Source organism: Candidatus Izemoplasma sp., assembly GCF_982632705.1.
Genome location: NZ_CEXEES010000046.1, coordinates 1 through 12753, shown reverse-complemented (window position 1 = coordinate 12753; position 12753 = coordinate 1). Strand labels below are relative to the sequence as shown.

The following is a 12753-nucleotide window of genomic DNA, read 5'->3' as shown; positions in this document are numbered from 1 at the left end:
TAATGAATGTCATTCTGTCTTTACCTTGCATATCCTTTTTTTGAATAATGTCTACATCGGTAAAGTATTTCATAATGATTTTCTTTAACTCTTTTGCTTTATCAAATGCATGTTCAAATGCGATGATAAATTTATCATTAACAAAGTTTGGAGCTTGTTCAAGAATTAACCTATAAAAGTATAATCCATCTTCCCCACCAAATAATGCAATGTCAGGTTCGTTGTCTACAACTAAGTTTTCAACATATTCACCCTCAGGTATATATGGAGGGTTACTCACAATTATGTCAAATGTTCTATCTTTAATCGGTTCAAACAAATCACCTTGAAGGAAATTCACTTTACCTTTTAAATTCTTATTGTTTTGTTTCGCTGTTGAAAGTGCCTCATCAGATATATCAGTTGCTGTTACATCCATGTGAACTTCTTCAATATCAAGTGTGATTCCTAAACATCCACTACCAGTTCCTATGTCTAACACCTTAACATCTTTGTCTTCAAATACTTCATCATAATACATTAATACATTCGCTACTAACTCTTCGGTTTCATATCTTGGAATTAGTACATCTTTATTCACAATAAACTTATGACCATAAAAATACTCGTATCCTAAGATGTGTTGAACGGGTATGTTTTTAGTTATATAGCGGTCTGCACCGTATAAGAACTCTTTGTAGAGTGCTTCGGGCATCTGTGTATCCATATTCATAATTAAGTCAGCACTGGTCATTTTTGAGAAGTGAAGAAGTAGTAATTTCACTCCTGAATCTTCTTTGTTATTATCAAGTGCATATTGTTCATTTATTTTTAATGCTTCTCTATATGTTGGCATAATTTCACCTCTTTAAGACAGTGAAAGAAGAGCATTCGCTCTTCTTATTCGTCTTTTCCTTCAAGTTTACGTTTTAATTCTGCACCAATTAGTGCATCTACAACTGGTTCTAACTTTCCATCCATAACGCGATCTAGTTGAAGGATACTGAATCCTATACGATGATCTGTTACTCTGTTTTGTGGATAGTTGTATGTTCTTATTTTATCTGAACGATCTCCTGAACCTAATTTATCACGACGTACCGCACCATCTTTGGCGTTACGTTCTTGAACAATCAAGTCATATAATCGAGTTTTTAAAATTCTTAATGCAGTCGCTTTATTACTATGCTGAGATTTACCATCTTGACAAGTAACGATTAAACCAGTTGGTTCATGAGTAACACGTACAGCACTATCTGTTGTGTTTACACTTTGTCCACCAGCTCCACTACTTCTATATGTATCAATTCGTACATCACCCATGTTTAACTCAACATCAATATCTTCTGCTTCTGGTAATACCAATACTGTAGCAGTTGATGTGTGAACTCTACCTTGAGATTCAGTTTGTGGAACACGTTGTACACGGTGTGCACCTGATTCGAATTTTAAGAATGAGAATACGCTATCTCCAGATAGTGTAAACTCAACTTGGCTAAATCCACCAGCATCATTTTCTTCTGCATTGGTGACTTCCATATTCCAACCCTTTACTTCAGCGTATTTCATATACATTCTGAATAAATCTCCAGCAAAAATATTAGCTTCACTACCACCGGCAGCTCCACGGATCTCAACAATAACATTTTTTTCATCATTAGGATCTTTAGGTACCAATAGTACTTTAAGTTCTTCTTCAATCTCTGGGATTCTAGGTTTCAATTCTTCTAATTCCATTTTTGCCATTTCAACGATATCTGGATCATCTTCTTTTGACATTTCTTTTAAGTCTTCAATTGTACTTAAAGTTGTTTTGTATTCTTCAAATAAATCTACAATTGGTTGTAGATGTCTTTGCTCTTTTGATAATTCAGTTAACTTCTTAACATTAGTTACGATTTCAGGATCCATTAATGAGTTATTAATTTCATCATAACGTTGTTTAATTGATTCTAATCTATCTATCATATTTATCACTCCGAAACTTATTATATATTAAGGTTTACTCATTTTCAAGTTGTGTTCCATCTTGTAACCATATCTTACGGAAATATCTAATGAATAATAACACTAGAACAGTTCCTTTCAATATACTTGATATTGAAACTGCCCACCAAATACCTGCGAATCCTAATGATAATGCAAGTACATATGCCAGAGGAACTCGTAAGAAGTTTCCTACAATTCCAACGGTCGATGGATATTTTGTTTTTCCTAGTCCATTGAATGCTCCTGCTGTTGATAACTCAAGAATCATAAATAATTGAGAGAAACTCAATATCTCTAGATATCTTTTACCATATTCCAACGTTTGTGGAGAATCAATAAACAATGCGAATAATTGTTTTGCGAATATAAATAGCATTATGTTTATTACGATCCCATAAGGTACTAACATTTTCATCGATGCTTTGTATCCTTCTTTAACGCGGTCAAGTCTTCCAGCGGCGTAATTTTGCCCAACAAATGTTGCAAGTGCAACTTGGAATCCTGATGCTATCATCCAAGCAAATGCTTCAATTTGAGAACCAAGTCTCTGGACTGCAACTATCTCAAGCCCAAACTCTGATTGCATTCTTGTGATGATAACTGCGATAATAGTGAATAATACACTTTGCAATCCTACAGGATAGCCAATTGTAAGTATTTTTTTGATTGCGTCTTTATTAAAATATTTGATAGGATGTAGGTTAAATGGTCTGTTTTTCCCTATATATATAATGATGTATAAGAACAAAACGAACGACTGTGAAATTACAGTTGCGATTGCTGCACCTTTTACTTCTAATCCAAGTCCATTTATTGTAGTCCCAAATATATTTACAGTCTCATGTATGAAGTATGGGTCAAGTATGATATTCAAAACAAGACCTGTTGCTGAAACTACAAATGTCATTATTGTTAATCCTAGTCCATCGTATATTCCATTGAACAGATTTACAAGAAACATCACGATTACAAATGAACTGATCACAGATAAATATTGATATGCGTATGTGGTAAATAATGCACTGTCAATATTGAAGAAATCAACAAAGTAACTTCCTCCAAGATATCCTACTAAAGAATATATTGCTCCAACACCAAGCATTAGTATGAATCCGTTGTTTCCGAATGATTCTACTTCTTCATGATTGTTTCTTCCAGCTGAATGACTTATGTTAACACTGGTACCAATTTTCACAAGAAGAATAAGTCCGAAACCAAACCACATGTAAAAACCACCAGTTGCAACTGCGGCAATGGCTTCACTTTCATTTACAAGTTCTCCAACCCAGTACATATCTGTTAAGTTGTATGCCATTTGCACTAAACTTGATAGTAATGTCGGGATTGCAACCCATAATAAATTCTTATAAATACTTCCTGTAGTTAAATCTCTTTTCTTCTTCATTGTCATCATCCTTTGTACTTTGAGTATTATATCAAATGTACATAGTAAATACTACTAATTTGTTTTAAAAGAAAAGCCTCTAAAAATTTAAAGGCTTATTCATCTTCATAAATCATTTTTGCAAGTGGGAATGGATCAAGTGCTCTATCGAAAATACCTTGAACATAAGATATAAGAACACCATAATTTACTATTGGAATTCCTTTATCTTTTACTTGTTCTATTCTGTACATCATCTCTGTTTTATTTAACATACATGCTCCACAGTGAATTACTAGTTTTACATCATCCATGTCATTTGGAAATGTATAACCACTACTATATCTAAAGTTAAAATCTTTCCCTGTATATTGTCTTAACCATCTTGGTATTTTTACAGTACCGATATCATCAGATTGTCTATGATGAGTACAACCTTCAGACACTAAAATTGTGTCTCCACTTTTTAGTTGATCAATGGCTTTAGCACCTCGTACTAATTCCTCTAAATCACCTTTATTCCTAGCGAATAAAATACTGAAACTAGTTAAGGTAATATCTTTTGGTGTATCTGCACTTACCTTTAAGAATGCTTGTGAATCCGTAATCACCATCTTTGGTTTTGTGCCTAGTTTTTCAAGTGTTTCTCTTAACTCGTGTTCCTTTGTTACAATGGCAATCGCATCGCTCTCAAGGATGTCTCTAATTGTTTGTTGTTGTGGTAATATAAGTCTTCCTTTTGGAGCTGCTTTGTCGATTGGTGTTACTAGTACAACTAAGTCACCAGGTTCAATTAGATCTCCAACGATTCTGAATTTCTCTTCTTGTATCTTTAAAGTCGTTCCTATCGCTTTTTTTAGTTCTTCGAACCCTAATTTATCAGTTGCTGAAACGTAATGTATTTTATCTTTACCAAATGTGTCTTGGAAATCTATGACATCATCTGCTTTATCAATTTTATTCGCAACAATCAAATACGGTTTTTTTCTTTTCTTAAACTCTTTAATAAGATTCAACTCGTGCTGAAACTCGATTTGTGAATGATCAAAAATAATCAATCCAATATCTGTCTTATTAATGACATCGTATGTTTTTTGAACTCTAAGTTTTCCAAGTTCTCCAACATCATCTATTCCAGCTGTATCTATTAAAACGACTGGACCAAGTGGAAGTATTTCCATTGATTTAAAAACAGGATCGGTAGTTGTTCCAGCAAAGTCACTAACCAATGAAATATTTTGATTGGTTAATGCATTAATAACACTAGACTTACCGGCATTTCTCATCCCGAAAAGTGCGATATGAGTTCTGTTTGCTCTTGGAGTTTTATTCATGATTTACCTCCTTAATAATACCAGGTCTTGTTATGTTTAATGGATCTAACATTTCATTTAGTTCTGAATGTGTAAACAATCCATTTTTTACTAATGTATCTTTAATTGATAGTCGATTTGCCTGTGATTCTTTCACTATATCACTAGCTTTATCGTAACCAATAATGTGAATCAAGGGTGTGATTAAACTAGATGATTTTTCTAAGTTTTCCAAGCATCTTTGCTTGTCTACTTTGATGTGTTTTGCACATCTATTATTAAAGATGCGGACAGTATTCACAAACAATTCTAGGCTTTCAATTAATGTTTCACTTATCATTGGTAAGAATGCATTTAATTCTAAATTACCTGAGTAAACTAAACTTGTTATTAATTGATCATTACTAATGATTTTATGACTGTTTTGGATAACCATTTCTAAAATAACTGGATTAACTTTTCCAGGCATAATGGTTGAACCTGCTTGTTGATCTTTAAGAATAATTTCTCCAATTCCACCATTTGGACCTGAAGCTAAAAATCGTAGATCATTAGAAATTTTAATCAATGATGCAGCACTTACTTTCAACAAAGCACTAACTTCATTAAACGAATCTAAGTTCTGTGTATTATCAATTAAACTTTCTGCTCTTGAAAGGCCTATATTTGTACTTTCTTGTAGTCGTGATGTCATCATGAATGTATACTTTAAAGGTGCGTTTAATCCTGTGCCAATTGCAGTACCACCTATGTTGATCGTACGTAGTCTTTCTTCTACTTTATATATACGCCATCTATCTCTGCTGAATGTTTCAGCGTATGCCCCAAACATCTGTCCTGCAAGGATTGGTAATGCGTCCATTAATTGTGTTCTACCAAGTTTGATGATATGTCCATTTTCTGATTCCAAATCTTGGAATGTTTTCTGTAGTTCAGCATACTCATCAGCAAGTTCTCTAATGACTTTTATTGTAGCAATCTTCACTGAGGTTGGATAAGTATCATTTGTTGATTGGTGTAGATTAACATGATTGATTGGATGTACTATATTGTACTGTCCTTTTTTATGATTAAGTAATTCTAATGCCAGGTTGGCAATTACTTCATTCACATTCATATTAGTTGATGTTCCTGCGCCACCTTGGTATTTATTTACAACAAACGAGTCATCAAATTCGTTATTCAATATTTTGTCACATGCATTGGTGATCGCATCTGCGATATCTCCATCAATGAAGTTTAGTTTCTTGTTTGTTAAAGCGGCTTGTTTTTTTACATTAACAAGTGCTTTTACTATTTTTAAGTTTACTGTTTCTCTAGAGACATCGAAATTTTGAAGTGCTCTATAGGTACTAATTCCGTAATAAATATTGTCATCAAGCTCTACACTACCTAGAAAGTCTGTTTCAGTTCTCATTTACATCACCTCTTAGAAGAATAAGTCTCGTTCTCCATCAATTATCTTTTGAATGTTTTCTTTTAGTTTACCTTTTACAGTTTGATTCTTAATTGTTTCAGCGTGTTTCCAAATGAAATCTAGACCTTTTCCTTTTAGTGAATCATCGCTGTAGTCCATGATGTATTCTGTTAAAGTCATTAATGCATTTGGTTCACATATTAATCCTATATTTCCATTTTTAGCTAGAGCCATAAATCGATCTCCTGTACGCCCTTTTCTATAGCACGCTGTACAGTATGATGGAATGTATCCGCTGTTTACTAAATCTTTGTTTACTTCTAAAACACTTCTTTCATCACTTAACTCAAATTGATCGTGATCTAGTGCTTCAGTTTCTTCATGATATCCACCAACATCAGTCTTACTACCTGCGCTGATTTGTGATACTCCATGATTAATTAATTCTTCTCTTATCTCTTTTGTTTCTCTTGTTGATAAGATGATTCCAATGTAAGGTACCGCAAGTCTAATAACAGTTACCAAACGCTTAAAGTCCTCATCTGAAATCATATTTGGATAATCCTTTAATTCCATTCCATCTGCTTTTTTAAGTCTTGGCACACTTATTGTGTGGAATCCAACACCGTATTTTTTTTCAAGATACTCGTTATGCATGATTAAGCTTAGTACTTCTAATTTCCAATCAGCAAGACCAAATAGAACTCCTGCACCAACATCTTCAATTCCAGCTTCAAATGCTCTGTCGAACGAGTGTAAATGATATTCGTAATCACCCTTTAAACTTTTTGGATGTTGAATTGCGTATGCTTCTTTGTCATATGTTTCTTGGAATAATATGTATGTTCCTATTCCAACTTCAGTTAACTTTTTATACTCTTCAACCGATGTAGCAGCAATATTAACGTTGATTCTTCTAATTGAACTGTTGTCATATATTGTTTTGATAGCTTCTATTACATAATCAATCGGAGTTTCTTTTGGTGCTTCTCCAACTTCTAATGCTAGTCTTTTATGTCCTAATCGCTCTAAGTTTTTAGCTTGTTGCGCAATTTCTTTCATGTTTAGTTTTTTACGATCAAACTTGTTATCTCTTCTATATCCACAATATTTACAGTTGTTAACGCAGTAATTAGATATATATAGTGGTGCAAACATTACTACTCTATTACCGTAAATCTCTTCTTTTAGTTCTCCAGCAATTTTATAAATCTCTTTCACTTGTTTTTCATCATGTGCATTTAAAAGCATTACGATATCTAAGTGATTTAATGGTTTTCTTGCTTTTGCTTTATATAATATATTTTTTATTTCGTCATGTCTTGGATTTTTCGCTTTATTAAGTATTCCATTTATGTATTCTTTGTTTATCATTTTTCTGTCCTTTCGAAGTCGATGTAGTCTCCAACACCAAGATCAATCTCGTGTCCAACGCCTACAATTCTTGCTTCTATGCAATTTCTACATTGATCTGATGTATCAGTTGTACAGATTTTGTTTTGATATATTTCATACTTATCTCTGTTTTCAGTTGGACTTATATTTGGCATCATTACATTCGCTCCAACTTTCAAAGCTTTTTCTCTTCCAATTGCATGTAAACTTCCAAGTGCTGTTGTTGCTGGTAGTAATGATTTCGGTAATATCATTCTAACAAGTGCAACCATGATTAATGTTTCAGTTAAAGTTCCACTCATGTTACCCGCTAATTCAGTATCACTATGACATAGATAGGGACCAATCCCAACCATGTGTGGATCTAATTCTTTTAAGTATTCTAAGTCCGTTACTAAATCTTCATTGGTTTGTGTTGGACTTCCAACCATAAACCCTCCTCCAACTTGATAACCGATATCTTTTAAATTGTTTAAACATTCTCTTCGATTATCAAAACTCATAAACGATGGATGAATATGTTCATATAATCTTTTTGAGGCAGTTTCGTGTCTTAGTAAATAACGATCCGCTCCTGCTTTATATAATGCTTCAAAGCTTTCTCTTGAACGTTCCCCTAAAGATAATGTAATTCTAATATCAGAATATTTACTTTTTATTCTATGTAGTAAATCCTTTAGTAACTCATCTGTATAATAACTATCTTCTCCGGCTTGGATTACAAATGTTCTATATCCCAAATTGTATCCTTCTTCACAGCTCTTTAAGATTTCATCTACAGAAAGTCTATATCTTTCTACTGTTTCCACTTTATAGTTGATTCCACAATACTTACATCCCATTTTACAGTAATTCGAGATTTCTATAAGTCCTCTCAAATATACCTTATTCCCATAATAAACTTGCTTCTTTTCATTTCCTTTTTGAAACAAATACTTTGTATCTTCATTAGTGATATTATTTAAAATAAATAAATATTCATTTGATTCTAAAACCTCATTCGCATAAAGCTTATCTATCAATTTATTTAGTTCTAATGATATCGTACTTATTGGTAAATCATTGTTTTTAATCTTCGGAAATATTGTGTTCATGTCTTTCAACTCCTTTGCCCTTCCTTATTATATATAATCCATAAAAAAATCTTCGTAACATATGTTACGAAGACCTCTTTTTTTAATGAGTAAATAGTTTATAAATAAAACTACTTTTTATAAATTACTAGAAATCAGGAATTTCAGAATCTTCAACATTTGTAACCATGTTGTCAAATAATGAAATATCTTTATTAAATGATAGCTCAATTGGTTCAGGTGATGTTGCTCCTGAACGGTTTTTTGATACCATTAAATCTACTGTGTTCTTGTTTATTGCGTCTTTATCATAATAGTCTTCACGATATAAGAATAAGATGATATCGGCATCCTGCTCAATTGAACCAGAATCACGTAAATCGGCCATTAAAGGACGTTTGTTGTCTCTTCGTTCTACTGCACGAGATAACTGTGATAATGCGATTACAGGGATTTTTAGTTCTCTTGCCATTTCTTTTAATGTTCTTGATATTTCAGATACTTCGTTTACACGATTTGATGTTGCTGTACCACCACTTAGTAATTGAAGATAATCAATTACAACTAGGTCTAAGCCTTTATCTTGTTGTAGTTTACGACATTTCTGACGAAGGTCTGTTACTTTAACAGTTCCAGAATCATCAAACATAATATTCAATCTTGATAGTGATTCTTGTGCTAATGATAACTGTTGCCATTCAAGGTTGTTTAATCCACCAGTTCTAATTTTTGTTGAATGGATACGTGACTCACTACTTAGTATTCTTGATACAAGTTGGTCACTCCCCATCTCTAAACTGAAGAATGCTACTGTTGGTTTTCTACCTAGTTTTTTTGAATTAGTTTCTAATTTTGCAACGTTTCTTGCGATGTTTAATGCAAATGCTGATTTCCCCATAGAAGGACGTGCAGCTAATATAATTAACTCGGTAGGTTGTAACCCTAGAGTGAATTTATTTAATTGGTGGAACCCAGTATCAAGACCAGTGATATCACCATGATTGTCTTTTGCCTGTTCCGCTTTTTGAATTACTTGTTCTGTTACTTCAGCAATTCTAATAAAGTCAGATGTTCTTCGTTCTTTTGCAATATCAAAAATCAGTTTTTCACTACTATCAACAAAGTTTATCGCGTTATCTGATTTATATCCATCTTCAATAATAGTATGACATGCTGCCATAATTCTTCTTGTTATAGACTTATCTCTAACGATATTTATATAGTTTACTAAGTTGGCAATTGAAGGTACTGATTTAGATAAATCAAATATATACTCTGATCCACCGGCTTCTTGTAATAACCCTCTTGCATCTAATAGACTGATTAATGTTGTATAGTCGATATCAACTTTATCTTGATATAAATCAACCATTGCACTATATATTTTCTTGTGTCGATAAACATGGAAGTCATCTACTTCTAATTTATCAACAATACTTTTCATTGCTCCTTGGTCGAAAAACACACTACCAAGAACAGATTGTTCTGCTTCTTTATTATGTGGAGTCATTCGTTCCATAGTATCTCCCCTATTCTTCTATAACTAAAACTTCTATTGTTGCACTAACATCTTTATGTAATTTAATATCTACTTTGTGATTTCCAAGAGATGTTATGTTTCCTTTTACATTGATTTTACGTTTGTCTAATTCAATTTGATGTTGCTTCTTGAATTGTTCAGCGATTTGTTTGCTTGATATTTTACCAAAGAATTTACCGTTCTCTCCAATTTTAACAAATACTCTAACTGGTAGTTTCTCGATTTTTTCTTTTAAAGATTTCATTTCATCTTTTAGTTTCTTTTCTGTTTCTTCTTTTCTTGCTTTTTCACTTTCAATTGAATGTAAGTTCTCACTAGTTGCTTCAATTGCTGTTTTATTTGCTAATAAGAAGTTCCCGTAACCTGTAGCTACATCGATAACTTCTCCTTTTTTACCTTTTCCTCTAAGATCTTTGATTAATATTACTTTCATTGGTTTTTCCTCCTGTACGGCGTCGTTTAGTAAGTTGATTACGTCTACTCGTACTTTGCTCATATCAAATTCTTTAACTTGGGCACCTGCATTATTAAGGTGTCCTCCTCCTCCAAATTTTTCCATTAACACTTGTACGTTGAATCCTTCTAAACTTCTAGCGCTTATTCCAATTTCACCTTCATCTAGTCTACCAATTGCAAATGCACCGATGATATCTTCGATTTCTAATAGCATATCAGCTACTCTAGCTAATAAGTTTCTTGACGATTCTATTTGGTCTGGTATAACAACAATACTAAATTTCTTATGCACAACTTCAGCGATTGTAAGTAACTGTGACTTCAATTGAATTTCGTCCAATCCTTCACGAAGGATTGTTTTTACTTTGAAAGTATCAGCACCATATTTACGTAAAATTGCACATGCTTCGAATGTTCTACCACCTGTGCGGTACATAAAGTTATTCGTATCAACCATGATACCTGATAACATAATTGTTGCTTCAAATTTGTTTAAGTGAACTTCTTTACTTGATAAATCAATCATTTCAGTAACCAGCTCAACACTACTTGACGCATATGGTTCCATGTGATTAATTAAAGCAAACTCTATCGAATCACTTAGTTTTCTATGATGATCAATAATAACTACATTCTTTGTTCTTAGTGGTAATTTCTCATTTGTTGTTTGTCCAAATGAATGATGATCCACAAGAATCAGTAAGTCTTCTCTATTCATCCAGTCTAATGCATTACCTGATGTAATTAGATAATCTAAGAATGTAACATATTCATATTCCATTAACTGAATAATTTTTGATACAGTTTTATCTACTTCGTTTTGATCTAATACAATATATGCTTCTTTGTTAAAAGCATGTGCCATTTTTAAGATTCCCATTGCTGCACCAAGTGCATCAGTATCTGGGAATTTATGTGGCGATATAAAAACTCTATTTGTATCTTCAAACAGACGTTCTAGTTTTTGTGTATTTATTCTAGTTGTAATTCTTGTTCGTTTTTCAACAGTATTAGAATTCCCACCAAAGTACATTAAGTCATTACCTTCGATGTTAACAACTATTTGATCTCCACCACGAGATAATGATAAATCTAAACTATCTTGGGCGATATCTCCAAGTCTATTAATTTTAATGTTGGCACAAGCGAATCCTCCACTTAGTGTAACCATTAAATCATTTTCTTTTGAGATATTTGCGATTTCTTCAATAATTTTGAACTCGTCTTTTACAAGCTCTTGAAGTACTTCTTTGCTCATAACAGCTGTTAATCTAGAAGTAGAAACCGGAATTAAGTAAAAGCTAAACTTATCAGCCCATGATTCTAAAGCCTCTAAATATTTACCTTGTAAGTAACTACGTTCTGCAACATCTAATACTGCAATCGCATCATTTAAATTATCAAGATTAAGTACTGCTACAACATCTGTGTTCGCTTCATACTTTTGTCTTGTTTCTTCACGTTCAGTTATGTCTGTGAAGTATAATATATCGTTTCTGAAATCATTTAAGATTTCATACTCGTTAATATATATTTTTAAAGTTCCTTGATCAAATTGATCGTTTTGTAATAAATCAAATAATTCCTTAGATATGGTCTCAATACTTCTACCTTCTAAGATGTTTTGAAATATCACTTCTTTGGCAAATGTATTTGCCCATTTTATCATATATTGATCGTCGTAAATAATTACACCAATCGGTAATTCCTCGACAACTATCTTTTCAGCTACAGTTTTACTTTTTAAAGTATCTTGTGTTTGGTGTAGCTTTTTTTGTAACCATCCAATTCTAATGTCTTTTTTTCTAAAAACATATAATTGAATATAAGCATTTAATAGTACCAAGAATACAAAGATACTTAATGCGATTACAAATGCTGTATTGTTCCTACCGAGATAGTAGGTACCAAGTATAGCTAAGATTGTTACTGGAATTATGATTTTATGAAGTTTCTTATCCACAATATCACCTCTTTTTATCTTGATAATTATAACATATTATATTGATTTTGCAAATAAAGACAAAGATGGATCATTACAGTTATTATTCAATTATCAAGTAGAATTGTTTGATGAAAATGATATTCAAAAAATATTCTCATCGATTGAATCTGTAATTGATAAATATCTGGATAATCCTTATTCTCAAATCGAGGAAGTGAGTTCTTTTGCAAGCAAGCTTCCTCCTTTAATGAAAGCGAATGAA

At 32.5% G+C, this 12753-nt stretch carries 9 protein-coding genes; all 9 read right to left on the bottom strand.

All coding sequences use genetic code 11. The features are described 5' to 3' along the window. Positions 1-835, bottom strand: an 835-nt coding sequence (gene prmC / locus AC2LE6_RS06670; RefSeq protein WP_484478486.1) for a peptide chain release factor N(5)-glutamine methyltransferase, incomplete at its 3' end; no start/stop codon positions are given. Positions 836-879: 44 nt separating this feature from the next. Continuing rightward, positions 880-1947 carry a peptide chain release factor 1 gene (gene prfA, locus AC2LE6_RS06665; RefSeq protein WP_484478485.1) on the bottom strand — a complete coding sequence of 356 codons (1068 nt, stop codon included), beginning with the start codon at positions 1945-1947 and terminating at the stop codon, positions 880-882. A gap of 34 nt (positions 1948-1981) precedes the next feature. Next, positions 1982-3373: an MATE family efflux transporter gene (locus tag AC2LE6_RS06660; protein WP_484478484.1), complete on the bottom strand. Its 1392-nt coding sequence runs from the start codon at positions 3371-3373 to the stop codon at positions 1982-1984. Between the two features lie 95 nt (positions 3374-3468). Further along, entirely contained in the window at positions 3469-4686 is a 1218-nt protein-coding gene (hydF, locus tag AC2LE6_RS06655; RefSeq protein ID WP_484478483.1) for a [FeFe] hydrogenase H-cluster maturation GTPase HydF, read from the bottom strand. After that, positions 4679-6082 (bottom strand): aspartate ammonia-lyase, encoded by a 1404-nt coding sequence (locus AC2LE6_RS06650; protein ID WP_484478482.1) that lies wholly within the window; start codon positions 6080-6082, stop codon positions 4679-4681. Before AC2LE6_RS06650 ends, hydF begins: the two co-directional genes overlap by 8 nt. A 12-nt stretch (positions 6083-6094) precedes the next feature. Then, positions 6095-7456 (bottom strand): [FeFe] hydrogenase H-cluster radical SAM maturase HydG, encoded by a 1362-nt coding sequence (hydG, locus tag AC2LE6_RS06645; RefSeq protein WP_484478481.1) that lies wholly within the window; start codon positions 7454-7456, stop codon positions 6095-6097. Next, positions 7453-8571, bottom strand: a complete 1119-nt coding sequence (hydE, locus tag AC2LE6_RS06640) for a [FeFe] hydrogenase H-cluster radical SAM maturase HydE (protein WP_484478480.1) — start codon at positions 8569-8571, stop codon at positions 7453-7455. The genes hydG and hydE overlap by 4 nt, the downstream gene beginning before the upstream one ends. Before the next feature lie 127 nt (positions 8572-8698). Beyond that, complete coding sequence (gene dnaB, locus AC2LE6_RS06635; RefSeq protein WP_484478479.1) at positions 8699-10069, bottom strand: replicative DNA helicase; 1371 nt, start codon at positions 10067-10069, stop codon at positions 8699-8701. Positions 10070-10079: 10 nt separating this feature from the next. Then, positions 10080-12509, bottom strand: a complete 2430-nt coding sequence (rplI, locus tag AC2LE6_RS06630) for a 50S ribosomal protein L9 (protein WP_484478478.1) — start codon at positions 12507-12509, stop codon at positions 10080-10082. Positions 12510-12753 lie beyond the last annotated feature (244 nt).

Coding starts and splice junctions, on each gene's coding strand:
- hydG (WP_484478481.1), bottom strand. CDS start 7,456: ATGATAAACAAAGAATACATAAATGGAATACTTAATAAAGCGAAAAAT.
- hydE (WP_484478480.1), bottom strand. CDS start 8,571: ATGAACACAATATTTCCGAAGATTAAAAACAATGATTTACCAATAAGT.
- hydF (WP_484478483.1), bottom strand. CDS start 4,686: ATGAATAAAACTCCAAGAGCAAACAGAACTCATATCGCACTTTTCGGG.
- AC2LE6_RS06650 (WP_484478482.1), bottom strand. CDS start 6,082: ATGAGAACTGAAACAGACTTTCTAGGTAGTGTAGAGCTTGATGACAAT.
- prfA (WP_484478485.1), bottom strand. CDS start 1,947: ATGATAGATAGATTAGAATCAATTAAACAACGTTATGATGAAATTAAT.
- AC2LE6_RS06660 (WP_484478484.1), bottom strand. CDS start 3,373: ATGAAGAAGAAAAGAGATTTAACTACAGGAAGTATTTATAAGAATTTA.
- dnaB (WP_484478479.1), bottom strand. CDS start 10,069: ATGGAACGAATGACTCCACATAATAAAGAAGCAGAACAATCTGTTCTT.